This is a genomic window from Pseudomonas sp. UMAB-40 (genome assembly GCF_900095275.1).
In the GTDB taxonomy this organism is placed as follows: Bacteria; Pseudomonadota; Gammaproteobacteria; order Pseudomonadales; family Pseudomonadaceae; genus Aquipseudomonas; species Aquipseudomonas mandelii_B.
Window position 1 is genome coordinate 111,958 of the sequence record NZ_LT607565.1, and the last position, 24,818, is coordinate 136,775.

Genomic DNA, 24,818 nt, shown 5'->3' on the forward strand with positions numbered 1-24,818 from the left:
CCAGCACCAACAAGCGCTTGAGGCCGCGCTGTTGCCAGCTCAAGCCCATCAAGCCCAGCGGCACCGACAGGCCGGCGGCCAGGGCAAAACCCCAGTGGGAGTTCAGCGACGCACCGATCATGAAGCTCAGTTGACTGACCAGAATGAACGGCACCCAGTCCTGAAGGACCGGCAGCCATTTGTCTGTCGAAGGAATGGCCGGCTTGCCCTGGTTGATGCGTTGGTAGAGCGCTTCGGCACGGCGGATCTGTTCGGCGGTGGGTTTGACCCGCACCGATTCGTAACCGACCACCTGGTTGCCTTCGAACACCGGTGTGACATAGGCGTTAACCCAGTAGTGGTCACCGGTCTTGCAGCGATTCTTGACAATGCCCATCCATGGCAAGCCTTGTTTCAGTGTGCCCCACATGTGCGCGAACACCGCCGCCGGGACGTCGGGGTGACGGACCAGGTTATGCGGCGCACGGATCAGTTCTTCACGAGAAAACCCGCTGATTTCGACGAAGGCGTCGTTGCAGTAGGTGATCACGCCCTTGGCATCGGTGGTGGAAATCAACCGTTGCTGAGCCGGGAAGGTCCGTTCGCGTTGTGTGGTGGGCTGGTTGTTACGCATGGCTTTTTCAATCCGCAAGGCTTTGAGAGGTTGTCGGCGGCGTCAGGAATTTATTGAAAATATTTTTTCAATAATCAGTGGCGCGTCGCAAAACGGCCATTGCATCAGCCGGCGAGCATCGGGTAGGTGAACAGTGCGAAATGCAGCAGGTTCAAGCCGAAATGGGTGGCGATGGCCGCCCCCAATCCGCCGAAACGGTACGCCAGACCATAGCCGACACCTGCCAGACTCGCCAGCAGCACCCATTGCCAACCCGCGCCCGCATGCGCCAGGCCGAACAACAGCGAGGCGAGCAGTAACGCCAGGTTTTCACCGTAGGGCAGGTGTTTGAAGCGCCGGCTCAGCCCACCCTGAACGTAACCGCGAAACAGCGCTTCCTCCACCAGCGTCACCAGCAGCAGATTGTTCAGGATCCACAACCCGGCTTGGTCCGGCCACTTCGGTGCCCAACTGATCATCCCCAGCAAGAGTGCACCGCCCAAGGCCAGGATGGCGCTCAGGGGCAGGGCGAGTGCGGTGGCATAGGCCGAAAGGCGCAAAGAGCGCCGGCCGACAATCCACGGGCACACCAGTAACAGCCAAAAGCCGATCAGGGGCTTGTCTTGATTCAGGTACATGGAAAACGGCACGGCGTCGTCGGTGAATCGTTGCGGGTCGATGGCGCGACCGTTGTAGAAACCGGGCAGCCAGTGCATCGCCAGTGCCAGGGCCATGAAGATGAACAGGGCGTGACCGAGGTAACGAGCGACAGGGATTTTTTGCTGACGGACTGCGAAACCGGCGACGAGCAGCAACGCGACGGAGATGCTGGCCAGCCAGCCGAGGTGGCCGTAGGTCAGGGCGAGGGTGTAGCCGAGGGAGAGGAGGGCCAGGTAAGTCCATGGCAGGGCAATCATTGAAAATCCTTGTGTCCGAAGTGTTGCGGGTTGACTCGGTCCATGTGGGAGCGAGCTTGCTCGCGATGGGGCCGTCATATCAAACATCAATGTTGCATGACACTGCGCAATCGCGAGCAAGCTCGCTCCCACAGTGGTTTGTGTGGGGCACATACTCGTGAACAATGCCAAATAGGCGCGCGATTATAGGGACGTACGCGACCCAAACAAAAACACCGCCCGAGGGCGGTGTTTGTGTCAGCGGTGGGTCACGACGCAATCAACTGCCGCAACACGTAATGCAAAATCCCTCCCGATTTGAAGTATTCCACTTCATTGAGCGTATCGATCCGGCACAGCGCCTCGACTTTCTCGCGACTGCCGTCCTCGCGGGTGATGATGAGTGTCAGGTTCATCCGCGGCGTCAACTCCACGCCGGTCAACCCCAGGATATCCAGCGTCTCCTTGCCGGTCAGGTTCAGGCTCTTGCGGTTCTGATCCAGTTTGAACTGCAACGGCAGCACGCCCATGCCCACCAGGTTAGAGCGGTGAATCCGCTCGAAGCTTTCGGCGATAACCGCTTTCACACCCAACAGATTGGTACCCTTGGCCGCCCAATCGCGGCTCGACCCGGTGCCGTACTCCTGACCGGCGATCACCACCAGCGGCGTGCCCGACGCTTGATAGCGCATGGCCGCGTCGTAGATCGGCATCCTTTCCCCGGTCGGGATGTAGATCGTGTTGCCGCCTTCTTCGCCACCGAGCATCTCGTTGCGAATGCGGATATTGGCGAAGGTGCCGCGCATCATCACTTCATGATTGCCGCGACGGGAACCGTAGGAGTTGAAGTCCCGCGGCTCCACGCCTTTCTCGCGCAGGTAGTGACCGGCCGGGCTGTCCGCCTTGATGTTGCCGGCGGGGGAGATGTGGTCAGTGGTCACCGAGTCGCCCAGCAGCGCAAGGACCCTGGCACCCGCGACGTCCTGGACCACCGGCGGCGGGCCGCCGATGTCATCGAAGAACGGCGGATGCTGGATGTAAGTCGAGTCGTCCTGCCAGACATACGTCGCCGCTTGCGGCACTTCAATCGCTTGCCATTGCTCGTCGCCGGCAAACACCTCGGCGTATTCCTTGTGGAACATGGCGGTGTTGACCTGACTCACCGCGTCGGCAATCTCTTTGGTGCTCGGCCAGATGTCCCGCAGGTACACCGGATTGCCATCCTTGTCGTTGCCCAACGGCTCGCTGCTGATGTCAGTGCGCACCGTACCGGCCAACGCATAGGCCACGACCAGCGGCGGGGACGCCAGCCAGTTGGTTTTCACCAGTGGATGCACCCGACCTTCAAAGTTACGGTTGCCCGACAGCACCGAGGCGACGGTCAGGTCGGCGGCCTGGATGGCTTTTTCAATCGGCTCCGGCAAGGGGCCGGAGTTACCGATGCAGGTGGTGCAGCCGTAGCCGACCAAGTCAAAACCCAGCTCATCCAGATACTGGGTCAGGCCGGCAGCCTTGTAGTAGTCGGTGACCACTTTCGAGCCGGGGGCCAGCGAACTCTTGACCCACGGTTTGCGCTTGAGGCCTTTCTCCACGGCTTTTTTCGCCACCAGCCCGGCGGCCATCATCACGCTCGGGTTGGAGGTGTTGGTGCAAGAAGTGATCGCCGCGATCACCACCGCGCCGTTTTTCAATCGATAAGTCTGGCCGTCGTACTCGTAGTCGGCTTCGCCCGCCAGATCGGCATTGCCCACCGCTACGCCACCGCCGCCTTCACTTTCGAGGCGACCGACTTCCTTGCTGGTGGGTTTGAATTGCAGGTCGATGAAGTCACTGAACGCTTGCGCGACATTCGGTAGCGAAACCCGGTCCTGTGGGCGTTTCGGCCCGGCCAGGCTGGCTTCGACGCTGGCCATGTCCAGCGCCAGGGTGTCGGTGAACACCGGTTCCTGGCCCGGCAGGCGCCACAAACCCTGGGCTTTGCTGTAGGCCTCGACCAGTTTCACGGTTGCCAGTGGGCGACCGGACAGGCGCAGATACTCGAGCGTGATGTCGTCGACCGGGAAGAAGCCGCAGGTGGCGCCGTATTCCGGGGCCATGTTGGCGATGGTCGCGCGGTCGGCCAGCGGCAGGTCGGCGAGGCCATCGCCATAGAATTCGACGAATTTACCGACCACGCCTTTCTTGCGCAGCATCTGCGTGACGGTCAGCACCAGGTCGGTGGCGGTGATGCCTTCCTTGAGCTTGCCGGTGAGTTTGAAGCCGATCACTTCCGGAATCAGCATCGACACCGGTTGCCCGAGCATCGCGGCTTCCGCTTCGATCCCGCCGACGCCCCAGCCGAGTACGCCGAGGCCATTGATCATAGTGGTGTGGGAGTCGGTGCCGACCAGGGTGTCGGGGAAGGCGTAGGTGCGGCCGTCCTCGTCTTTGGTCCAGACCGTGCGACCGAGGTATTCCAGATTGACCTGGTGGCAAATACCGGTGCCTGGCGGCACCACGCTGAAGTTGTCGAAGGCGCTCTGGCCCCAGCGCAGGAACGCGTAACGCTCCCCGTTGCGCTGCATTTCGATGTCGACGTTCTGTTCGAAGGCGCTGGAACTGCCGAACTTGTCGACCATCACCGAGTGGTCGATCACCAAGTCCACGGGGGAGAGCGGATTGATCCGCTGCGGGTCGCCACCGGCCTTGGCCATGGCGGCGCGCATGGCGGCCAGGTCGACCACGGCAGGCACGCCGGTAAAGTCCTGCATCAATACCCGCGCGGGGCGGTATTGAATTTCGCGGTCGGAGCGACGCTCCTTGAGCCAGGCGGCAATCGCCCGGAGGTCGGCGCCGGTGACGGTTTTTTCATCTTCCCAGCGCAGCAGGTTTTCCAGCAGCACTTTCAACGACATTGGCAGCTTGTCCAGGTCGCCCAGGCTTTTGGCGGCATCCGGCAAGCTGAAATAGTGATAGGTCTTGTCGTCGACTTGTAAGGTTTTAAGGGTTTTCAGGCTATCGAGGGACGGCATTGCGATCACTCCTTTGAGTCCGCACGGCTACGGACTGAGGGGACGGACAGAGCTTTCAACCTAGCCCTGTTTGAGCGTTAAAGCTAATAACTGGACTCTATGGCCAAGTCCAAGGTTCCGAACTCGGCTATCATGCGCCGGTTTTCGTGACAGGCTTTGCTTCAACGCAAGCCTGGGCATCGCGCAGTGGCTGAATTCTTCGCCAACTGCCCAGGAGTAAGAATGAACACCCTCTTTATGCATTGCCGGCCGGGCTTCGAAGGCGAAGTCTGTTCCGAGATTTCCGAACACGCCGCACGGCTGAACGTGGCCGGTTATGCCAAGGCCAAGACCGCCAGCGCCTGCGCCGAATTCATCTGCACCGAAGAAGACGGCGCCGAGCGCCTGATGCGTGGCCAGCGTTTCGCCGAGCTGATCTTCCCGCGCCAGTGGGCTCGCGGGATCTTCATCGATCTGCCGGAAACCGACCGCATCAGTGTGATCCTCGCGCACATGGCGGACTTCCCGCTGTGCGGCAGCCTGTGGCTGGAGATGGTCGACACCAACGATGGCAAGGAACTGTCGAACTTCTGCAAGAAATTCGAAGGGCACCTGCGCAAGGCGCTGATGGCGGCCGGCAAGTTGGTCGAAGATGCGCACAAGCCGCGCCTGCTGCTGACCTTCAAAAGCGGCCGCGAAGTGTTCATGGGGCTGGCCGAGTCCAACAACTCGGCGATGTGGCCGATGGGCATTCCGCGCCTGAAGTTCCCGCGTGAGGCGCCAAGCCGTTCGACATTGAAGCTGGAGGAGGCGTGGCACCACTTCATCCCCCGTGATCAGTGGGATGAGCGCCTGCACAGCGACATGACCGGCGTCGACCTCGGTGCCGCCCCCGGCGGCTGGACCTGGCAACTGGTCAACCGCGGCATGCTGGTGACGGCGATTGACAACGGTCCGATGGCCGAAAGCCTGATGGACACCGGTCTGGTGCAACACTTGATGGCCGACGGTTTCACCTTCAAGCCCAAGCAACCGGTGGACTGGATGGTCTGCGACATCGTCGAGAAACCGGCGCGCAACGCCGCGATGCTGGAAGAATGGATTGGCGAGGGGCATTGCCGCGAGGCGGTGGTCAACCTGAAGTTGCCGATGAAACAGCGTTACGCCGAAGTGAAACGTTTGCTGGAACGCATTGCCGAGGGCTTCAAGGAGCGCGGCATCCGGGTCGAGATCGGCTGCAAGCAGCTGTATCACGACCGTGAAGAAGTGACGTGCCACTTGCGCCGGATCGACGTAAAAAAACCGAAATCCCGCTGATACGCACCGCACCCCCTTGACCGATCGTTCCCACGCTCTGCGTGGGAATGCCGCCGGGGACGCTCCGCGTTCCGCCTTTGGATTTGACGCAGAGCGTGGGAACGATCAGCTGCCAGTGACTAGACACCCGGCAATGCGCGACAATGCCGGCCAGTTTCAGGAGTGAATCATGAGTGAAATGATTGATACGCCGGTTGACGGCACCCTCGATGCCACCGGTCTCAACTGCCCGGAACCGGTGATGATGTTGCACCAGCACATCCGTGACCTGGCACCTGGCGGCCTGCTCAAGGTGATCGCGACCGATCCCTCGACCCGTCGCGACATTCCCAAATTTTGCGTGTTTCTCGACCATGAACTGGTCGCGCAGCACGAAGAGGCAGGCACCTACCTCTACTGGATCCGCAAGAAACTCGCTTAACCCGCCGAATGACTGATGCGGATCCGCTTGCGTGCACTGCGCGTCAGGCGGATCGACAGCATCAGCGCCGCGCAGCTCAAGCCCACGATCAAACCTTGCCACAGCCCGCTCGGGCCGCTTGGCGTGCCGAACCAGTCGGTCAGGCCCAAGGCGTAACCCACCGGCAAACCGATGCCCCAATAGGCGAACAAGGTCAGGATCATCGTCACCCGCGTGTCCTGATAGCCGCGCAGTGCGCCGGCTGCCGTGACCTGGATCGCGTCGGAAAACTGGAACAGCGCCGAATACACAATCAGCATCGCCGCCACGCGTATGACCGTCGGGTCGGCGGTGTAGATCGTTGCGATGTGTTCGCGCAGCAACAGCATCATGCTCGCCGAAATACAGGCATAAGCCAGCGCCGTGCCCATTCCTACACCCGCAGCGAAGCGCGCCTCGCGGGGCTCTTGACGACCGAGCGCCTGGCCGACCCGCACCGTCACGGCCATGCCGAGGGAATAAGGGATCATGAACACCAGCGAGCTGAAGTTCAGGGCGATCTGATGTCCAGCCACCACGGTGGCGCCGAGGCTGCCGATCAGCAGGGCAATCACGGCGAAGATGCTCGACTCGGCGAACACCGCGATGCCGATCGGCAGGCCGATACCGAGCAGGCGTTTGATCACCGACCATTGCGGCCAGTCGAAACGGCTGAACAACTGACTCGACTGATAGGCCGGCGCCCAGCGTTCCCAGCCGGCCATGCCCAGCGCCATCACCCACATCACGATCGCCGTGGCCCAGCCGCACCCGACACCGCCCATGGCCGGCACGCCGAAATGGCCATAGATGAAGATGTAATTCAGCGGAATGTTCAGTGCCAACCCGCACAAGCCGAGGACCATCGCTGGACGTGTGCGTCCCAGGCCGTCACTGAAACAACGCAACACATGGTAGAGGGCAACGGCGGGCAGACCGCTGGCGATGCCGTGCAGGTACTGCATGCACGGGCCGATCAGCTCGGGATCGACCTTCATCATGTGCAGGATCGGTTCGGCGCTCAACAGCATGCCGGTCGCTATCAACCCCACCACCAAGGCCAGCCATAAGGCCTGACGCACAATCGGACCGATCTCGCTGTGGGTGCCGGCACCGAAGCGCTGGGCGACTTTCGGGGTGGTGGCCAGCAAGGTACCGGTCATCAGCAGAAACACTGGAACCCAGATCGAGTTGCCGAGCGCCACGGCCGCCAGGTCGCGTGGGCCGACCCGTCCCGCCATCACCGCATCGACGAAGCCCATGGCGGTGGTCGCCAGTTGCGCGATCATGATCGGCAGCGCCAGGCCGAGCAGGTTTTTCAGCTCCAGGCGAACCCGGGCCGGGCGGGTGAGGGAAGCAGCGGCGGGGCGGTCAGTCACAGAATTCAAGGGCGAAGCGTCCAGAGAGTTTGATGCACGAGGCGGCGCATTCTACGCCTTGACGCAGTGGTCAGGAAAAGTCCTGTGTTAACTATTTGTAATCATCGATCCGGGTTAATGCCGAACACTATGTGGCGAGGGAGCTTGCTCCCGCTGGACTGCGCAGCAGTCCCATAGCCTTGCAAGTGATAAGCCTGTCAAAACCGGATCGCTAGGGTTGGGGTCGCTGCGCGACCCAGCGGGAGCAAGCCCCCTCGCCACAGAGTATGGAGTGACCCTAATGCCCGCTGGCCCACTACGGTCATCTCCGCCTACACTGCCAACCCGCCAAAGGAGCCTGCCATGCTGATTGTTGCCGACGAAAATATTCCGCTGCTCGATGCCTTCTTCGAAGGTTTCGGCGAAATCCGCCGGGTGCCGGGACGCTCCATCGACCGCGCCACCGTCGAGCAGGCCGATGTGCTGCTGGTGCGTTCCGTGACCAACGTCAATCGTGCATTGCTCGAAGGCAGCAAGGTGCGCTTTGTCGGCACCTGCACCATCGGCACCGATCACCTGGATCTGGATTATTTTCAGCAGGCCGGCATTACCTGGTCCAGCGCGCCCGGCTGCAACGCCCGGGGTGTGGTCGATTACGTACTCGGCAGCCTGCTGACCCTGGCCGAAATCGAAGGCGCTGACCTGACTCAGCGCACTTACGGCGTGGTCGGTGCGGGTGAAGTCGGCGGTCGCCTGGTCAAGGTGCTGCGAGGTCTGGGCTGGAACGTGTTGGTGTGTGATCCGCCACGGCAAGCCGCCGAAGGCGGGGATTTCGTCAGCCTCGAGCAGATCATCGAACAGTGCGATGTCATCAGTCTGCACACCCCTTTGAAGAAACACGGTTCACAGTCGACCTGGCATCTGTTCGATAAACATCGCCTGAACCAACTCAAGCCTGGCACCTGGCTGATCAACGCCAGTCGTGGCCCGGTGGTGGACAACGCCGCCCTGCGCCAGGTGTTGTTGCAGCGCGAAGACCTGCAAGCGGTGCTCGACGTGTGGGAAGGCGAACCTGAAGTCGATGTGGCGCTGGCCGAACTCTGCGTGCTGGCGACGCCGCACATTGCCGGTTATAGCCTGGATGGCAAACAACGGGGGACGGCGCAGATCTATCAGGCGTATTGCGAATTCATCGGGCAACCGGCCCGGGTCAGCTTGAGCGATCTGCTGCCGGCGCCGTGGTTGTCGCACGTGACCCTTCACGCTGAGAGTGATCCGGCCTGGGCGCTGGCGATGTTGTGCCGCGGCGTGTACGACCCGCGCCGGGACGATGCGGATTTCCGTCGCAGCCTTGTAGGCAGTGTGAGCGAGCAGCGTGCGGCGTTTGATGCGTTGCGCAAAAACTATCCGTCCCGCCGGGAGATCGACGGGTTGCAGGTGCGGGTTGAGGGGGATTCGGCTGAGTTGCTGAAGATTGTGGCGGCGCTGGGTGCAACGGCGGTCTAGAGACCGAGTTGGCCCAATCGCGGGCAAGCCACGCTCCCACAGGATTTGGGTCGTCCACCTGTTTTGCGAACAACCCAAATCCTGTGGGAGCGTGGCTTGCCCGCGAATAGCCGCACCGCAATTCCCGGATAAGCACCCACAAAAAACCCGGCCATCAGGGCCGGGTCAAGAAGACGGTGGCTATATCACTCTTGTTCGGCAGGCTTGACCAATCGCTTCTCCAGTTCGCTGCACGCTTGCTGGATCATGTCTTCAGTGATCGGTACTTCACGCCCATCCTTATCAATAATTGAGCAACCCAGAGACTGGTCTGGCTGTGTGCGGATCACTTGAATCTTGTCATCGCTGCTGTTTTGCAAGGACATGGCCTGTCTCCTCATCAGGTTGTGTGCCTACTTTAAAACCGCCAGGTGACCGGGCTGTGACAACTCCCTGCGATCTCTCCAAGGCGGCAACATCAGTCCACCAGAAATACCGCAGTGTTGCCACCCGGACTTTAGACCAATAGCGTCTAGGCGCTAGTCGTTGTGGTCATAATTAACCTGACTCATTGTGATTTACAGAGTTCCACCCCACTTAAGCGGTATAGGCTGGCCCCATCACTTGCGTACTGGATAACCCGATGCTCTCTGCCCGTCACCGCCGCGCGATTCGTCTGACCAGCCGTTTTCTTGCCCCTTATCGCTGGCCGGCCCTTGGCGCCTTGCTCGCGCTGATCATCACCGCCGGCATCACCTTGTCGATGGGGCAGGGCATTCGCTTGTTGGTGGATCAGGGGTTCATGACCCAATCGGCGCATTTGCTCAACCAGACCATCGGCCTGTTCATGGTGCTGGTGGTCGGGCTGGCGATTGGCACCTTTGCGCGCTTTTATCTGGTTTCGTGGATCGGCGAGCGTGTGGTCGCGGACATCCGCAAGCAAGTGTTCAACCACCTGGTTTATCTGCATCCGGGATTCTATGAGGACAATCGCAGCTCCGAGATCCAGTCACGGCTGACCGCCGACACCACGTTGCTGCAATCGGTGATCGGCTCTTCGCTGTCGCTGTTCCTGCGCAATTTGCTGATGGTGATCGGCGGGATCGTCTTGCTCTTTATCACCAACCCCAAACTCACCAGCATCGTGGTCGTGGCGTTGCCGCTGGTGATCGCCCCTATCCTGATTTTCGGCCGTCGGGTACGCAGCCTGTCGCGCCTGAGTCAGGACCGGATTGCCGACATCGGCAGCTACGTCTCCGAAACCCTCGGCCAGATCAAAACCGTGCAGGCCTACAACCATCAGGTCCAGGACGAGCAGCGCTTTGCCGTAACGGTGGAAGAGGCGTTCAACACGGCGCGCAAACGCATTTTCCAACGGGCCTGGCTGATTACGCTGGTGATCGTGCTGGTGCTCGGTGCGGTGGGCGTGATGTTGTGGGTTGGCGGCATGGACGTGATCGCCGGACGGATCTCGGCCGGTGAACTGGCGGCCTTCGTCTTTTACAGTCTGATCGTCGGCAGCGCCTTCGGTACCTTGAGCGAAGTGATCGGCGAGTTGCAGCGCGCGGCGGGCGCCGCCGAGCGGATTGCCGAATTGCTGCGCTCGGAAAACATCATCCAGGCACCCACCACGGGGCGGGTGACCTTGCCTGATCGGGTGAAGGGCAATCTGGCGCTGCAAGACGTGCGCTTTTCCTACCCTTCACGTCCAGAAAGTTACGCCGTCGATGGCTTGAATCTGACCATCAATGCAGGCGAAACCCTCGCTCTGGTCGGCCCTTCCGGTGCAGGGAAATCCACCGTGTATGACCTGCTGCTGCGTTTTTACGATCCTGCCTCGGGACAGATCCTGCTGGATGGCGTGCCACTGACCCAGCTCGATCCGCTCGACCTGCGTCGCTGCTTCGCCCTGGTCTCGCAAAACCCGGCCCTGTTTTTCGGCAGCATCGAAGAGAACATCCGCTACGGCAACCCGACGGCGACTCTGGCCCAGGTTCAGGAAGCGGCGAAAATCGCCTACGCCCACGACTTCATCGAGCAAATGCCCAACGGCTACCAGACCCACTTGGGCGATGGTGGCCTCGGGTTGTCCGGCGGCCAGCGCCAACGCCTGGCCATCGCACGGGCGCTGCTGGTGGACGCGCCGATCCTGTTGCTGGACGAAGCCACCAGCGCCCTCGACGCCCAAAGCGAGCACCTGATCCAGCAAGCCCTGCCGAGCCTGATGAAAAACCGCACCACCCTGGTCATCGCCCACCGCTTGGCCACGGTGAAAAACGCCGACCGGATCGCGGTGATGGATCAGGGGAAACTGGTGGCAATAGGGACGCATCAGGAATTGATTGCGAGCAATGCGCTGTATGCGCGGCTGGCAGCGTTACAGTTTAGCGATGGGCACAACGCTCTGACCGACCCAGTAACCGACTAAGCAGAGCGCCAAAAAAAATGCCCGCATCAATCGATGCGGGCATTTTTATTCGTACTCCAACATCAGGATCACTGATCGTCAAAGTACCGCTCATGCCAATCCACCAGCGGCTGTGGCGAGTTGAGCTTCTGGCCGTAGATCACCGAGTACGACAACACGTTCTGCACATACTGGCGGGTTTCGTCGAACGGGATGCTTTCTACCCAGACGTCGAAGCTCAGGTGGTCCGCACCGCGCAGCCACTGGCGCACACGGCCCGGGCCGGCGTTGTAGGCAGCGGAGGCGAGGACGCGGTTGCCGTTGAACTGGCTGTGGACCTGGCTCAGGTAAGCGGCGCCGAGCTGGATGTTCTTGTCCGGGTCGAGTACTTGCTGTGGCGAGGCCAGCGGGATGCTGAACTTGCGCGCGGTTTCCTTGGCGGTGCCGGGCATCAGCTGCATCAGGCCGCTGGCGCCGACGCCGGAGCGGGCGTCGTCCATGAACGCGCTTTCCTGACGGGTGATGGCGAACACCCAGCTCGAGTGCAAGCCACGGACCTTGGCTTCACGCACCAGGGTTTCGCGGTGGGCCATCGGGAAGCGGATGTCCAGATCGTCCCAGTACTGCGCCTGGCTGATGGTACGGATCGCCGGGAAATACCATTTCAGGTCGTAGGCCAGTTTTGCCTGGGCGACCATTTCGTCACGGCTGAAGTGACGGCTGACGTGGTACCACTCGCGACGACCGTCGACGATTTGCCCGCGGGCATGGAATTCAAGGGCGCGACGAATGCCTGGTGTGTTGCGCACCTTGTTCATCAGTGCCTGGCTCATCACCAACGGTTTGTTCATCAGCGAATAAGGGGATTGGGAGCGATCGGCGGCGAGGAAACCATAGAAATCGCGCTCGCGAGCGAGGTTCTTGTATAGCGTCTGCGCTTCCGGGTTTTGCGGCTGCGCCAGTTCCAGGCTGCGGGCCTGCCAATAGCGCCAGCGGTTGGTGGTCGCCAGATCCTGCGGCAGGCGACGGGTCAACTGATAGGCATCGTCCCAGCGGGCCAGCCGCAACAACAGGCGCAGACGCCATTCGGACACTGTGTTGTCGCGCAGTTCCGGGTCGTATTTGGTCATCATCTCCAGCGCGCGAGGGTCGAAACGTTTGGCGAGGGTCAAACCGATTTCGCGGGCGATCGCCACTTTTTCATCGCGGGAGAAGTGCATGCTGCTGGCATAGCCATCGAGCAGGTCCATGGCCTTGTCGGGGTCCTGGCGGGCCAGGCGGCGCAGGCCGAGGCTGACCACGTCGGACATCGGTTCGTCGGCCGGGGTGAAGCGCGATGGCTGGTTCAGCAGTTCAGGTTTCTGCGCCACATCCACCAGCAAGCGACCACGAGGGGCGAGGGTGCTCAAGCCGTTGACCAGGCTGTTGGCCAGCGGATAGTTGCGCGCCTGGGCGGCGAGCTTGACGCGCTCCCAGCGTTTTTGTTCGGTCAGTTGACCTTCGGCGGCCCATTGCCCGAACAGCGCGTCGCAGGCGGCGGGTTGGGATTTGCCGGTCAGCCAGAGTTTGTTGGCGTTGGCGTAACCTTCGGCTTTCTGGTTGTGACCGATCTGGTACTGCGCGTTCAGGCAGTCCAGTTCGGTGAAATTGAGCTTGGGGTCGTAGTACTTGACGAAGGTCGCCCAGTCGCCGCGCTCGGCCAGCCAGCGCAACCAGCGCAATTTCATCCAGTTGGCCTGGGGCAGATCACCGTGTTCAGCGAGGAATTTTTCGATTTCGGCATTGCTGGCGGTTTTCAGCCGAGCGGTCAGCTCGTCGTAGGCCAGGTACGGCTCCAGTGGATAGTCGCTGAGGGCCTGGCTGTAGCGAAAGTAAGGGCCGGTATCGCCCTTGGCCAAGGCACGCTTGGCCTCATCGTAATATTGGCGCTGGGTGGACAGGTCCACCGCCTGGGCGGTTTGAACGGCAGCGGCAGAAAGAAGCAAGCAAGATAAAAGACTGAAGAGGCGACTGCGCATGAGACGTCCGGGCATAGAAATCACGACAAGTGCAGACTTAACCTGCACTGAATTATCTGTAGCTTAGCCTTTTGCCAGCAACGGGCGAAAGCTTTGCCGGCCTCTCGGCACAAGTTCGCAACAATTGTCATGCAGAGTGCTTCGACATTGAAATTGCCGGCCTTCTGAAGCCTCAAGTCAGGTAGAATGCGCGCCCGGTTTTTGGAGAAGCTCATGACCCTGCTCAAATTCAGCGATGTGTCCCTTGCTTTCGGCGCTATGCCGTTGTTGGACAAGGTGTCCTGGCAGATCGCCCGTGGTGAGCGGGTGTGCATCATCGGCCGCAACGGCACTGGCAAGTCCAGCATGATGAAGCTCGTCAAGGGCGACCAGAAGCCCGACGAAGGCTCCGTTTGGCGCGCGCCCGGCCTCAAGATTGGCGAATTACCGCAAGAACTGCCGGTAGCCGACGAGCGGACCGTGTTCGACGTGGTGGCTGAAGGCCTGGACGGTGTCGGCGAGCTGCTCGCGCAGTATCACCACCTGAGCCAGAACATCGTCACCGACGCCGACCTCGACAAGCTGATGCACGTCCAGCACGACCTCGAAGCCCGCGATGGCTGGCGTTTGCAGCAACTGGTCGACAGCACCTTGAGCCGTCTGCAGTTGCCAGCCGACAAGACCCTCGCCGAATTGTCCGGCGGCTGGCGTCGTCGCGTCCTGCTGGCACAGGCCCTGGTTTCCGAGCCGGACCTGCTGCTGCTCGACGAACCGACCAACCACCTGGACATTGGTGCAATCGCCTGGCTCGAAGAAGCGCTGAAGGATTTCCAGGGCGCCGTGCTGTTCATCACGCACGACCGTTCATTCCTGCAAAACCTCGCGACGCGCATTCTGGAACTGGATCGCGGCGGCCTGATCGACTGGAACGGCGACTACGCCAGTTTCCTCGTGCACAAAGAAGCCTCACTGGCCGCTGAAGAAACCGCCAACGCGCTGTTCGACAAAAAGCTGGCCCAGGAAGAAGTCTGGATCCGTCAGGGCATCAAGGCCCGTCGCACCCGTAACGAAGGCCGCGTCCGCGCATTGAAAGCCTTGCGCGTCGAGCGCAGCGAACGTCGCGAGCGTACCGGCAAGGCCAACATTCAGCTGGACACCGCTGACAAATCCGGCAAGCAGGTGATGGTCCTCGAGAACGTGAGCTTCGCTCACCCGGGTGGCCCATTCCTGATCAAGGATTTCTCGATGGTCCTGACGCGCGGCGACCGTATCGGTCTGCTGGGTGCCAACGGTACCGGCAAAACCACTCTGCTGAAGCTGATGCTCAGCGGTCTGCAACCAACCAGCGGCACAGTGGAAGAGGGGACGCGCATCGACGTGGCCTACTTCGACCAGTTGCGCCATCAGCTGGACCTGGAAAAGACCGTGATCGACAACGTGGCCGAAGGTCGCGACTTCATCGATATCGATGGTCAGAGCCGTCACGTGCTGAGCTACCTCGGCGACTTCCTGTTCAGCCCGCAGCGTGCCCGCACGCCGGTCAAAGCGCTGTCGGGTGGTGAGCGTGCGCGTCTGTTGCTGGCGAAACTGTTCAGCAAACCGGCGAACCTGCTGGTCCTCGACGAACCGACCAACGACCTCGACGTCGAAACCCTTGAGCTGCTGGAAGAGGTCTTGCTGACCTTCAACGGCACCGTGCTGATGGTCAGCCACGACCGGGCATTCCTCGACAACGTGGTCACCAGCACCCTGGTCTTCGAAGGTGAAGGCAAGGTGCGCGAGTACGTCGGTGGTTATCAGGACTGGCTGCGTCAGGGCGGCTCGCCGCGCCTGCTGGGCGTGACCGAGAGCAAATCCGGCAAGGCCGACCTGACCTCTGCGGTCGTGACGGCGGAAGCGGCACCTGTTGCTGCGGCAGTCGATGCACCGGTGGCGAAGAAGAAGCTCAGCTACAAATTGCAGCGTGAGCTGGAAATGTTGCCGGCCCAGATCGAAGCCATGGAACAGCAGATCGCTGCCGTCGAGGCCCAGATGGCCGATGGCGGTTTCTACCAGCGTCCTGCGGCCGAGACCGCTGCCGTGATCGCTCAGCTTGAGCAGTTGCAGGCTGAACTCGACGTGATGGTCGAGCGTTGGGCCGAGCTGGATGCCTGATTGATCCTGTAACAAAAAAGCCCGGCGCTCAGTGATGAGCGCCGGGCTTTTCGTATGGAATGCGATCTATAGGTCGACATAGATCACTGTGGGAGCGAGCTTGCTCGCGATGGCGGTCTGGCAGTCAACATCGATATCGACGTATAGGGCCTCATCGCGAGCAAGCTCGCTCCCACAGGGTCGCAGGTTTTCAGCTTTTGATCAGGCGCACCGCGAGCACATCACACGGCGCACCGTGCAGCACGTCATTGGCCGTCGAACCCAGCAGCAATGCCAGGCCATGTCGGCCATGGCTGCCCACCACGATCAGGTCGCAGGTTTGTTCCTTGGCCAGGTGATGAATCTCCTGGCGTGGCTGGCCGTAGGTCAGGTGGCTGTATTCTTTGGTGAGTTCCGGATATTTCAGGATCAGTCGGTCCAGGCGTTCCTTGGCCTGATCGAACTGCTGCTGTTGCAGTTGTGACAGGTCCATGGGGACGTCGCCGCCAAAGGCCATGGCCATCGGTTCGACGATGTGGACCAGGGATAATTTCGCGCCATTGCTCACTGAAAGCTCGCGAGCACGGTGGATTACAGGGTCGCACTCTTCGGTTAGATCTACAGCGACCAGAATATGGTGGTAGGGCATGAGGTGCTCCTCCTGAGGATTGCAATATTGGTAAGTATGGCTGGTTTCAAGCGCAATGGTTCCAAAGTGACTCATAGCGCCCATCAAGAATCGGGAGTACAGATATGACGGTCTGGATAGTGGTGTCAATCCTGCTGGTGGTACTGAGTCCGCTGGCATGGTTGCGACCGTCCCGTGGACAGAGCGGGCGTATGGCCCTGCGCATGGAAGCGCGGCGTATTGGCCTGGCCATGCAGCTTGCGCCCCAGGAGTGGCCGCACTGGCTGAGCCAGGAGCCGCCGAGCCCTTGCGCTCAGTACCATCGACCGCGTCGTGGCAATCAGCCGGCCTGCTGGAGTTACTGGCAAAAGTCGCCGGGTGTGTGGGTGAACCAGTGGCAGGAGGTTTGCGAAGATCAGGCGCTGCTCAACCATTTCGAAAAATTGCCAGCCAACGTCTACAAGGTTGAAGCGGACAAGCAGATGATCACCCTGTATTGGGGCGAGAAGGGCGAAGCTACGGTGTTGCAAGACATCGATGCGGTACTGAAAGCACTGGCATGACTCACGGACATTTCGCGCTGCAATGGCGCGAAACCTCTGACAGACAGGCAATAAAAAGCCCGACATCATCATCGGGCTGGGGTTGGCCAGGCAGGCCGGAAAATCTTTGTGCGGCTGATCTTACGCTTGGCGTTCGCCAAAATTGTTCAATTTTTTTTCTCCGGGTCTCGCCAGCGTAGCCTGTTAAACAAAGGCTGCAGCGAATTAGGGCGACTTTTCTAACTATTGATTCTATGAATGGCTTCACATGCAGAGGCGTGTTGAAGATCTTCGCAGTACGGAAGTGACCGCAAAGTCGCGTTTCAACCCGCATTTTGGGCGATTGACAATTGGCGGGAATTCCGTGAAGGTGGCGTACCCAAATCAAACGGGCGTATGAATTGAGCGTTTGTATTTCAGACCGCTCCTACAGAATCCCGACTATCGCGTTGGCGGGTGTGCCGGGTGGATTGGCGTAGCATCGACGATAAGCGTCCCTGCCAAGCCATTCGCCTGCGTCCGACGTGTACTGTTCAGCTTCCATATCGTGGAGATCAGTTGATGATTTACGAAGGTAAAGCCATCACGGTTACGGCTCTTGAAAGTGGCATCGTCGAATTGAAATTCGACCTCAAGGGTGAGTCCGTCAACAAGTTCAACCGTCTAACCCTGAACGAATTGCGTCAGGCCGTAGACACTATCAAGGCAGATGCTTCGATCAAGGGTGTGATCGTCAGCAGTGGCAAGGACGTGTTCATCGTCGGTGCCGACATCACCGAATTTGTCGAGAACTTCAAGCTGCCTGATGCAGAGCTTGTTGCTGGCAACCTGGAAGCCAACAAGATTTTCAGCGATTTCGAAGACCTCAACGTCCCGACTGTCGCCGCGATCAACGGCATCGCTCTGGGTGGCGGTCTGGAAATGTGCCTGGCGGCGGACTACCGCGTCATGTCCACCAAGGCCAAGATCGGTCTGCCGGAAGTCAAACTGGGCATCTACCCGGGCTTCGGCGGTACCGTGCGTCTGCCGCGCCTGATCGGTGCCGACAACGCCATCGAGTGGATTGCCGCCGGCAAGGAAAACCGTCCTGAAGACGCGCTGAAAGTAGGCGCCGTCGATGCCGTGGTTGCCCCTGAGAAATTGCAGGAAGCGGCCCTGGAGCTGATCAAGCGCGCCATCTCTGGCGAGTTTGACTACAAGGCCAAGCGTCAGCCGAAGCTGGAAAAGCTGAAACTGAACGCCATCGAACAAATGATGGCCTTCGAAACCGCCAAGGGTTTCGTGGCCGGTCAAGCCGGTCCGAACTACCCGGCACCGGTTGAAGCGATCAAGACCATCCAGAAAGCCGCGAACTTCGGTCGTGATAAAGCACTGGAAATCGAAGCCGCCGGTTTCGTCAAACTGGCCAAGACCTCTGCCGCGCAGAGCTTGATCGGTCTGTTCCTGAACGATCAGGAACTGAAGAAAAAGGCCAAGGCCTACGACGAAATCGCCAAGGACGTGAAGCAGGCCGCTGTATTGGGCGCCGGCATCATGGGGGGCGGTATCGCTTATCAGTCGGCCTCCAAAGGTACGCCGATCCTGATGAAGGACATCAACGAGCATGGTATCGAGCAAGGCCTGGCTGAAGCCGCCAAGCTGCTGGTCGGCCGCGTTGATAAAGGTCGCATGACCCCGGCTAAAATGGCTGAAGTGCTCAACGGCATTCGTCCGACTCTGTCCTACGGTGATTTCGGTCACGTTGACCTGGTCGTCGAGGCAGTCGTCGAGAACCCGAAGGTCAAGCAAGCTGTTCTGGCTGAAGTCGAAGACAAGGTCAAAGAGGACACCATCCTCGCGTCCAACACCTCGACCATTTCCATCACCTTGCTGGCCAAGGCCCTCAAGCGTCCGGAAAACTTCGTCGGCATGCACTTCTTCAACCCTGTGCATATGATGCCGCTGGTTGAAGTGATTCGTGGTGAGAAGTCCAGCGAGCTGGCCGTGGCCACCACCGTTGCCTACGCCAAGAAAATGGGCAAGAACCCGATCGTCGTCAATGACTGCCCGGGCTTCCTGGTCAACCGTGTCCTGTTCCCGTACTTCGGCGGTTTCGCCAAGCTGGTCAGCGCCGGTGTGGACTTCGTCCGTATCGACAAGATCATGGAAAAATTCGGCTGGCCAATGGGCCCGGCGTATCTGATGGACGTGGTCGGCATCGACACCGGCCACCACGGTCGTGACGTAATGGCTGAAGGTTTCCCGGACCGCATGAAAGACGACCGTCGCTCGGCTGTCGATGTGCTCTACGAAGCCAAGCGCCTGGGCCAGAAGAATGGCAAGGGTTTCTACGCTTACGAGACCGACAAGAAAGGCAAGCAAAAGAAAGTGGCCGATCCGTCGGTGCTGGAAGTGCTCAAGCCGATCGTTTACGAGCAGCGCGAAGTCACTGACGAAGACATCATCAACTGGATGATGATCCCGCTGTGCCTGGAAACCGTGCGTTGCCTGGAAGACGGCATTGTCGAAACCGCCGCCGAAGCCGACATGGGCCTGGTCTACGGTATTGGTTTCCCTCCATTCCGTGGCGGTGCGCTGCGCTACATCGATTCGATCGGTGTTGCCGAGTTCGTTGCCCTGGCTGACCAGTACGCTGATTTGGGCGCGCTGTACCACCCGACCGCAAAACTGCGTGAAATGGCCAAAACCGGCCAACGGTTCTTCGGTTAAGCGTCCCAACACTTGAGCGAGAGTGAAATTTTATGAGCTTGAATCCAAGAGACGTCGTGATTGTCGACTTCGGTCGTACTCCGATGGGCCGCTCCAAGGGCGGCATGCACCGCAACACCCGCGCCGAAGACATGTCGGCGCACTTGATCAGCAAATTGCTGGAACGCAACGTCAAGGTTGATCCGAACGAAGTCGAAGACGTGATCTGGGGCTGCGTAAACCAGACCCTGGAGCAGGGCTGGAACATCGCTCGCATGGCGTCGCTGATGACGCAGATCCCGCACACTGCCGCCGGCCAGACCGTCAGCCGTCTGTGTGGTTCGTCGATGAGCGCGCTGCACACTGCCGCACAAGCGATCATGACCGGCAACGGTGACGTGTTCGTCGTCGGCGGCGTGGAGCACATGGGCCACGTGAGCATGATGCACGGTGTCGATCCGAACCCGCACATGTCGCTGTACGCGGCAAAAGCCTCGGGCATGATGGGCCTGACCGCTGAAATGCTGGGTAAAATGCACGGCATCACTCGCGAACAACAGGACGCTTTCGGCGTGCGCTCCCACCAACTCGCTCACAAGGCGACCCTGGAAGGTAAGTTCAAAGACGAAATCATCCCGATGCAGGGCTACGACGAGAACGGTTTCCTGAAACTGTTCGACTACGACGAAACCATTCGTCCGGAAACCACCCTGGAAAGCCTGGCGGCTCTGAAGCCAGCGTTTAACCCGAAGGGCGGCACCGTGACAGCCGGTACTTCGTCGCAGATCACCGATGGTGCTTCGTGCATGATCGTGATGTCGGCACAGCGTGCGCAGGACCTGGGCATCCAGCCGCTGGCGGTTATCCGCTCGATGGCAGTGGCAGGTGTGGATCCGGCAATCATGGGCTATGGTCCAGTACCGGCCACTCAGAAAGCACTGAAACGTGCGGGCCTTGGCATTAACGATATCGACTTCTTCGAGCTCAACGAAGCTTTCGCCGCACAGGCCCTGCCAGTGCTGAAAGATCTGAAAGTGCTCGACAAGATGAACGAGAAGGTTAACCTGCACGGCGGCGCGATCGCCCTGGGTCACCCGTTCGGTTGCTCCGGTGCCCGTATCTCCGGCACTCTGCTGAACGTGATGAAGCAGAATGGCGGCACCTTCGGGGTTGCCACCATGTGCATTGGTCTCGGCCAAGGCATCTCCACCGTCTTCGAACGCGTTTAAGCGTTTCGTTGACGGAAGCCGGGGCCAAGTGCCCCGGTTTTTGTTTTTCTGAATTTATTTTTTGTTTTTATTTTTAAAAGATTTGAGTGAGGGCCAAACCATGCCGATACAACCTGGGCTCTACCAGCATTACAAAGGTCCGCAGTACCGCGTATTCAGCATTGCGCGGCATTCGGAAACTGAAGAAGAAGTAGTCTTCTACCAAGCCCTGTATGGCGATCACGGCTTTTGGGTGCGTCCCTTGAGCATGTTCCTGGAGTCGGTCGAGGTTGACGGCGAACAGGTGCCACGCTTTGCTTTGGTGCAAGCCGAACCGAGCCTTTTTTCGAAGCCATAAGCTGAGTGCGCGCAGGACCCTGCGCTTGACCTCACCTTGTAGCCACTATATATAGCGGTGCCGCGTCAGGCGCCAACCGCCTTTCACTTCTAGAATTCAGGAATTTTCTGATCCATGGGCAAATCGCTGGTCATTGTGGAATCCCCGGCTAAGGCCAAGACCATCAACAAGTATCTGGGTAACCAATACGTGGTGAAGTCGAGTATCGGCCATATCCGAGACCTGCCCACCAGCGGTTCGGCTAGCGCCAGCAAAGAGCCAGCCGCCAAGCGTGGCAAGGCTGCCGCGGGTGAAGGTCCGGTGCTCACGCCGAAAGAGAAAGCGCGCAAGCAGCTGGTCTCGCGCATGGGTGTCGATCCCGATCATGGCTGGAAAGCCAAGTACGAGATCCTCCCGGGCAAGGAAAAGGTCATCGAAGAGCTGCGCCGGCTCGCCAAAGATGCTGACACCATCTATCTCGCAACCGACTTGGATCGCGAGGGGGAAGCCATTGCCTGGCACCTGCGCGAAGCCATCGGTGGTGACGACAGCCGCTACAAGCGCGTGGTGTTCAACGAAATCACCAAGAAAGCGATTCAGGAAGCTTTCTCCAAACCGGGCGAACTGGACATTGACCGTGTCAACGCACAACAGGCGCGTCGTTTCCTCGACCGCGTGGTGGGTTACATGGTTTCGCCGCTGCTGTGGGCCAAGGTCGCCCGTGGCCTGTCCGCCGGTCGCGTGCAATCGGTTGCCGTGAAGCTGGTGGTCGAGCGTGAGCGTGAAATCCGCGCGTTCAACCCCGAAGAATACTGGGAGGTCCACGCCGACCTCGGCACCGCCAAGGGCGCCACCGTGCGCTTCGACGTGGCTCGCGAGAAAGGCGAAGCCTTCAAGCCGCTCAACGAAGCCCAGGCCATGGCCGCGCTGGAGAAGCTCAAGGCTTCCAGCTACAGCATCGTCAAGCGCGAAGACAAGCCGACCAGCAGCAAGCCGTCGGCACCGTTCATCACGTCCACCCTGCAACAGGCCGCGAGTAACCGCCTGGGCTTCGGCGTGAAGAAAACCATGATGATGGCCCAGCGTCTGTATGAAGCCGGCTACATCACTTACATGCGTACCGATTCCACCAACCTCTCGGCCGATGCCGTGACGATGGCGCGCACTTATATTGAAGGCGAGTTCGGCAAGAAGTACCTGCCGGAAAACCCGAATGTCTACAGCAGCAAGGAAGGCGCACAAGAGGCTCACGAAGCGATTCGTCCGTCTGACGCCAACACCGAGCCAAGCAAGTTGTCGGGCATGGAACGTGATGCAGAGCGGCTCTACGAGCTGATCTGGCGCCAGTTCCTCGCTTGCCAGATGCTGCCGGCCCAATACCTGTCGACCACGGTCACCGTCGGTGCCGGCGAATTCGAGCTGCGCGCCAAGGGCCGCATCCTGAAGTTCGACGGTTACACCCGCGTCATGCCGCAAATTGCCAAGCCTGGCGATGACGACGTGCTGCCGGACATGGCCCAGGGCGACGCGATGAAGCTGATCAAGCTTGATCCGACCCAGCACTTCACCAAGCCACCGGCGCGTTACTCGGAAGCGAGCCTGGTCAAGGAAATGGAAAAACGCGGCATCGGTCGTCCTTCGACCTACGCAGCGATCATTTCGACCATCCAGGACCGTGGCTACGTTGCGCTGCACAATCGTCGTTTCTACTCGGAAAAGATGGGCGACATCGTGACCGAGCGTCTGGCCGAGAGCTTCTCCAATCTCATGGACTACGGCTTCACCGCCGGCATGGAAGAGAACCTCGATGACGTGGCCCAGGGCGAACGCGACTGGAAAAACGTGCTCGACGAGTTCTACGGCGACTTCAAGAAGAAACTTGAAGTAGCCGAAAGCGCCGAAGGCGGCATGCGCGCCAACCAGCCGGTGATGACTGACATTCCATGCGTGTTGTGCGGTCGTCCGATGCAGATTCGTACTGCATCGACCGGCGTGTTCCTGGGTTGCTCGGGTTACAGCCTGCCGCCGAAAGAACGCTGCAAGGCTACCGTCAACCTGGTACCGGGCGATGAAATCGCGGCGGACGACGAGGGTGAATCGGAATCCCTGGTACTGCGCGGCAAGCACCGTTGCCCGATCTGCAGCACGGCGATGGACGCTTACCTGCTGGATGAGAAGCGCAAGTTGCACATCTGCGGTAACAACCCGGATTGCGCTGGTTATGAAATCGAAGAGGGCACTTACCGCATCAAGGGCTACGAAGGTCCGAGCCTGGAGTGCGACAAGTGCGGCAGCGAGATGCAGCTCAAGACCGGCCGTTTCGGCAAGTTCTTTGGTTGCACCAACGCGACTTGCAAAAATACCCGCAAACTGCTGAAAAGCGGTGATGCGGCGCCGCCGAAGATGGACCCGGTGAAGATGCCTGAGCTGAAATGCGAAAAGGTCAACGACACCTACATCTTGCGCGATGGCGCATCCGGCCTGTTCCTGGCGGCCAGCCAATTCCCGAAAAACCGCGAGACGCGTGCTCCGCTGGTCATCGAGATTGTGCCGCACAAGGATGAGATTGATCCGAAGTACCACTTCCTCTGCGAAGCACCGAAGAAAGATCCGGACGGCTTGCCCGCAGTGATCCGTTACAGCCGCAAGACCAAGGAACAGTACGTGCAGACTGAAGTCGACGGTAAGCCGACTGGCTGGAAGGCGTACTACGACGGCGGCAAATGGACGGTCGAAGACAAGCGTCCGGCAGCCAAAGCGTAAAAGAAGCTGTACACAAAAGGCCGCATGACAACCCTCGGGTTTTCATGCGGCCTTTTTGTTTTGTGCTTGCGGTGAGATCGGCTGATCCACGACACTGTCTGACCTGCGTGAAGCAATTATTTCGTTGTGGAGGCTGCCGTCATGGCCCACGAACTCTATACCCGTACCAACCAGAAGATTTATTTCGCCGGCCTGTCGCTGGAAGCGCTCGCCAAGGCCGAAGAGGGGCGGGCGATGAATTCCCTGGCGCTGATTCAGGCTGGGCGCGAGTCGGCGTTGTTTCACCTGTACGGTGCGTTGCTGGGGCTGTGCCATGAAATCGCCGGCTTCTACCGCTTGCCTCAAGCCAATGCGCCTCGGGCAGAGATGTTACTGACTCGCGAAGTGCTGGAGGCCATCGCCATTCCCGAGATGGCTGAGATGTTCGAGCTGGCCCAGAATCCGGAAACCTGGCTGGCCAAGCTGCTGGCGGCTCACGCGGCGATGTTTCAACCGCCTCGCGCTCCGCATAAGCCCAAGGGCGACGTGACTCAGCCGCTCATCCTGGCCGTTAACCTGGACGAAGAGGACGCGCCTGAGGAATTGGGTCGCGAAGAGCTGGAGAGCTGGCGTCAGAACCTCAAAGGGCTGGCGATCCGGTTTCGCGAAGGCTTGAACGAGTGTTGATCGACTGAGAGCCGGCGGCGCGATTAAAAGCACTGCTGGTCAAGTTACCGAGCGAAGCCTGGCCGATGCCTATATAATCCCCGCCTTTCGTGGAGAACAGACCTTTATGCCAACGTCCTTTCTAGAAATTGTCGAGTTACCAGACGGCCGGATCGAGCTGCGCAGGGCCGAGGACGAGGGTTCTCTGGTTACTTTGGATTTCTCCGAGGATGCCAAGGCTTTCCTGCAGGGCCAACACGTGGAAGTCGCCAAGGCGATGTTGAGCGTCGGTGTTCAGATGGCAGGACGCCTGGTTGAAGGCGAATTCAATACGGATGAGAGTTCGCGGGTCCTCCACTGATCCCATTCGTCGCTTTCTGCTAATACGGCTAC

The 24,818-nt window shown here is 59.9% G+C and carries 19 protein-coding genes; 12 read left to right on the top strand and 7 right to left on the bottom strand.

Annotated elements, in window-relative coordinates:
• The 3 genes from K0F88_RS32510 to acnA form a co-directional block, all read right to left on the bottom strand.
• Positions 1–613: PAS domain-containing protein (locus K0F88_RS32510; RefSeq protein WP_257605314.1), on the bottom strand; the 613-nt coding region annotated here is incomplete at its 3' end.
• 104 nt (positions 614–717) lie between these two features.
• Positions 718–1,509 (bottom strand): CPBP family intramembrane glutamic endopeptidase, encoded by a 792-nt coding sequence (locus tag K0F88_RS21085; RefSeq protein WP_094471505.1) that lies wholly within the window; start codon positions 1,507–1,509, stop codon positions 718–720.
• Positions 1,510–1,757: 248 nt separating this feature from the next.
• A complete protein-coding gene (acnA, locus tag K0F88_RS21090; RefSeq protein WP_219096417.1) occupies positions 1,758–4,499 on the bottom strand; it encodes an aconitate hydratase AcnA in 2,742 nt (913 codons plus the stop codon).
• 222 nt (positions 4,500–4,721) lie between these two features.
• Here acnA and rlmM point away from each other — a divergent pair, with 222 nt between their 5' ends.
• Positions 4,722–5,795, top strand: coding sequence for a 23S rRNA (cytidine(2498)-2'-O)-methyltransferase RlmM (rlmM, locus tag K0F88_RS21095; RefSeq protein WP_010456393.1), 1,074 nt, complete (start codon positions 4,722–4,724; stop codon positions 5,793–5,795).
• Positions 5,796–5,964: 169 nt separating this feature from the next.
• Positions 5,965–6,216, top strand: a complete 252-nt coding sequence (tusA, locus tag K0F88_RS21100; protein WP_095052036.1) for a sulfurtransferase TusA — start codon at positions 5,965–5,967, stop codon at positions 6,214–6,216.
• On the opposite strand, the gene K0F88_RS21105 is transcribed toward tusA, so the two are convergent.
• The gene (locus tag K0F88_RS21105; protein ID WP_219096418.1) at positions 6,213–7,622 is read right to left on the bottom strand and encodes an MATE family efflux transporter; all 1,410 of its coding nucleotides are present in this window, start codon (positions 7,620–7,622) and stop codon (positions 6,213–6,215) included. The two genes, tusA and K0F88_RS21105, sit on opposite strands and share 4 nt — an antisense overlap.
• 333 nt (positions 7,623–7,955) lie before the next feature.
• On the opposite strand from K0F88_RS21105, the gene pdxB reads away from it, so the two are divergent.
• Complete coding sequence (pdxB, locus tag K0F88_RS21110; protein WP_219096420.1) at positions 7,956–9,098, top strand: 4-phosphoerythronate dehydrogenase PdxB; 1,143 nt, start codon at positions 7,956–7,958, stop codon at positions 9,096–9,098.
• 185 nt (positions 9,099–9,283) lie between these two features.
• On the opposite strand, the gene K0F88_RS21115 is transcribed toward pdxB, so the two are convergent.
• Complete coding sequence (locus K0F88_RS21115; RefSeq protein ID WP_094471511.1) at positions 9,284–9,463, bottom strand: PA1571 family protein; 180 nt, start codon at positions 9,461–9,463, stop codon at positions 9,284–9,286.
• A 257-nt stretch (positions 9,464–9,720) separates the two neighbouring features.
• On the opposite strand from K0F88_RS21115, the gene K0F88_RS21120 reads away from it, so the two are divergent.
• Positions 9,721–11,505: an ABC transporter transmembrane domain-containing protein gene (locus K0F88_RS21120; RefSeq protein WP_219096421.1), complete on the top strand. Its 1,785-nt coding sequence runs from the start codon at positions 9,721–9,723 to the stop codon at positions 11,503–11,505.
• A 68-nt stretch (positions 11,506–11,573) separates the two neighbouring features.
• Here K0F88_RS21120 and K0F88_RS21125 read toward each other — a convergent pair whose 3' ends face one another.
• Positions 11,574–13,502 (bottom strand): transglycosylase SLT domain-containing protein, encoded by a 1,929-nt coding sequence (locus tag K0F88_RS21125; RefSeq protein ID WP_219096423.1) that lies wholly within the window; start codon positions 13,500–13,502, stop codon positions 11,574–11,576.
• A 213-nt stretch (positions 13,503–13,715) separates the two neighbouring features.
• Between K0F88_RS21125 and K0F88_RS21130 the strand changes: the two genes are divergently transcribed.
• The gene (locus tag K0F88_RS21130; protein ID WP_219096424.1) at positions 13,716–15,635 is read left to right on the top strand and encodes an ATP-binding cassette domain-containing protein; all 1,920 of its coding nucleotides are present in this window, start codon (positions 13,716–13,718) and stop codon (positions 15,633–15,635) included.
• A gap of 190 nt (positions 15,636–15,825) precedes the next feature.
• Here the strand turns inward: K0F88_RS21130 and K0F88_RS21135 are convergent, their stop codons facing one another.
• Complete coding sequence (locus K0F88_RS21135; RefSeq protein WP_094471516.1) at positions 15,826–16,263, bottom strand: universal stress protein; 438 nt, start codon at positions 16,261–16,263, stop codon at positions 15,826–15,828.
• A 104-nt stretch (positions 16,264–16,367) separates the two neighbouring features.
• Here K0F88_RS21135 and K0F88_RS21140 point away from each other — a divergent pair, with 104 nt between their 5' ends.
• The 7 genes from K0F88_RS21140 to K0F88_RS21170 all read left to right on the top strand — a co-directional run bounded on the left by K0F88_RS21140 (position 16,368) and on the right by K0F88_RS21170 (position 24,786).
• Positions 16,368–16,805: a hypothetical protein gene (locus K0F88_RS21140; protein WP_219096429.1), complete on the top strand. Its 438-nt coding sequence runs from the start codon at positions 16,368–16,370 to the stop codon at positions 16,803–16,805.
• A 540-nt stretch (positions 16,806–17,345) separates the two neighbouring features.
• Positions 17,346–19,493, top strand: coding sequence for a fatty acid oxidation complex subunit alpha FadB (gene fadB / locus K0F88_RS21145; protein WP_219096430.1), 2,148 nt, complete (start codon positions 17,346–17,348; stop codon positions 19,491–19,493).
• Positions 19,494–19,525: 32 nt separating this feature from the next.
• Positions 19,526–20,701 carry an acetyl-CoA C-acyltransferase FadA gene (gene fadA / locus K0F88_RS21150; protein WP_010456360.1) on the top strand — a complete coding sequence of 392 codons (1,176 nt, stop codon included), beginning with the start codon at positions 19,526–19,528 and terminating at the stop codon, positions 20,699–20,701.
• A 100-nt stretch (positions 20,702–20,801) separates the two neighbouring features.
• Complete coding sequence (locus K0F88_RS21155) at positions 20,802–21,038, top strand: DUF1653 domain-containing protein (RefSeq protein WP_219096432.1); 237 nt, start codon at positions 20,802–20,804, stop codon at positions 21,036–21,038.
• A 114-nt stretch (positions 21,039–21,152) separates the two neighbouring features.
• Positions 21,153–23,780 carry a type I DNA topoisomerase gene (topA, locus tag K0F88_RS21160; protein ID WP_219096434.1) on the top strand — a complete coding sequence of 876 codons (2,628 nt, stop codon included), beginning with the start codon at positions 21,153–21,155 and terminating at the stop codon, positions 23,778–23,780.
• Between the two features lie 141 nt (positions 23,781–23,921).
• Entirely contained in the window at positions 23,922–24,446 is a 525-nt protein-coding gene (locus tag K0F88_RS21165; RefSeq protein ID WP_219096436.1) for a DUF6586 family protein, read from the top strand.
• 106 nt (positions 24,447–24,552) lie between these two features.
• Positions 24,553–24,786 carry a hypothetical protein gene (locus K0F88_RS21170; protein ID WP_010456352.1) on the top strand — a complete coding sequence of 78 codons (234 nt, stop codon included), beginning with the start codon at positions 24,553–24,555 and terminating at the stop codon, positions 24,784–24,786.
• Positions 24,787–24,818: the final 32 nt, after the last annotated feature.

Bases quoted from the DNA above. Each gene is read 5' to 3' on its own strand.
- pdxB (WP_219096420.1), top strand. From the start codon at position 7,956: ATGCTGATTGTTGCCGACGAAAATATTCCGCTGCTCGATGCCTTCTTC.
- K0F88_RS21140 (WP_219096429.1), top strand. From the start codon at position 16,368: ATGACGGTCTGGATAGTGGTGTCAATCCTGCTGGTGGTACTGAGTCCG.
- K0F88_RS21125 (WP_219096423.1), bottom strand. From the start codon at position 13,502: ATGCGCAGTCGCCTCTTCAGTCTTTTATCTTGCTTGCTTCTTTCTGCC.
- tusA (WP_095052036.1), top strand. From the start codon at position 5,965: ATGAGTGAAATGATTGATACGCCGGTTGACGGCACCCTCGATGCCACC.
- K0F88_RS21115 (WP_094471511.1), bottom strand. From the start codon at position 9,463: ATGTCCTTGCAAAACAGCAGCGATGACAAGATTCAAGTGATCCGCACA.
- fadB (WP_219096430.1), top strand. From the start codon at position 17,346: ATGATTTACGAAGGTAAAGCCATCACGGTTACGGCTCTTGAAAGTGGC.
- K0F88_RS21130 (WP_219096424.1), top strand. From the start codon at position 13,716: ATGACCCTGCTCAAATTCAGCGATGTGTCCCTTGCTTTCGGCGCTATG.
- topA (WP_219096434.1), top strand. From the start codon at position 21,153: ATGGGCAAATCGCTGGTCATTGTGGAATCCCCGGCTAAGGCCAAGACC.
- K0F88_RS21135 (WP_094471516.1), bottom strand. From the start codon at position 16,263: ATGCCCTACCACCATATTCTGGTCGCTGTAGATCTAACCGAAGAGTGC.
- acnA (WP_219096417.1), bottom strand. From the start codon at position 4,499: ATGCCGTCCCTCGATAGCCTGAAAACCCTTAAAACCTTACAAGTCGAC.
- K0F88_RS21170 (WP_010456352.1), top strand. From the start codon at position 24,553: ATGCCAACGTCCTTTCTAGAAATTGTCGAGTTACCAGACGGCCGGATC.
- K0F88_RS21155 (WP_219096432.1), top strand. From the start codon at position 20,802: ATGCCGATACAACCTGGGCTCTACCAGCATTACAAAGGTCCGCAGTAC.
- K0F88_RS21165 (WP_219096436.1), top strand. From the start codon at position 23,922: ATGGCCCACGAACTCTATACCCGTACCAACCAGAAGATTTATTTCGCC.
- K0F88_RS21120 (WP_219096421.1), top strand. From the start codon at position 9,721: ATGCTCTCTGCCCGTCACCGCCGCGCGATTCGTCTGACCAGCCGTTTT.
- K0F88_RS21085 (WP_094471505.1), bottom strand. From the start codon at position 1,509: ATGATTGCCCTGCCATGGACTTACCTGGCCCTCCTCTCCCTCGGCTAC.
- rlmM (WP_010456393.1), top strand. From the start codon at position 4,722: ATGAACACCCTCTTTATGCATTGCCGGCCGGGCTTCGAAGGCGAAGTC.
- fadA (WP_010456360.1), top strand. From the start codon at position 19,526: ATGAGCTTGAATCCAAGAGACGTCGTGATTGTCGACTTCGGTCGTACT.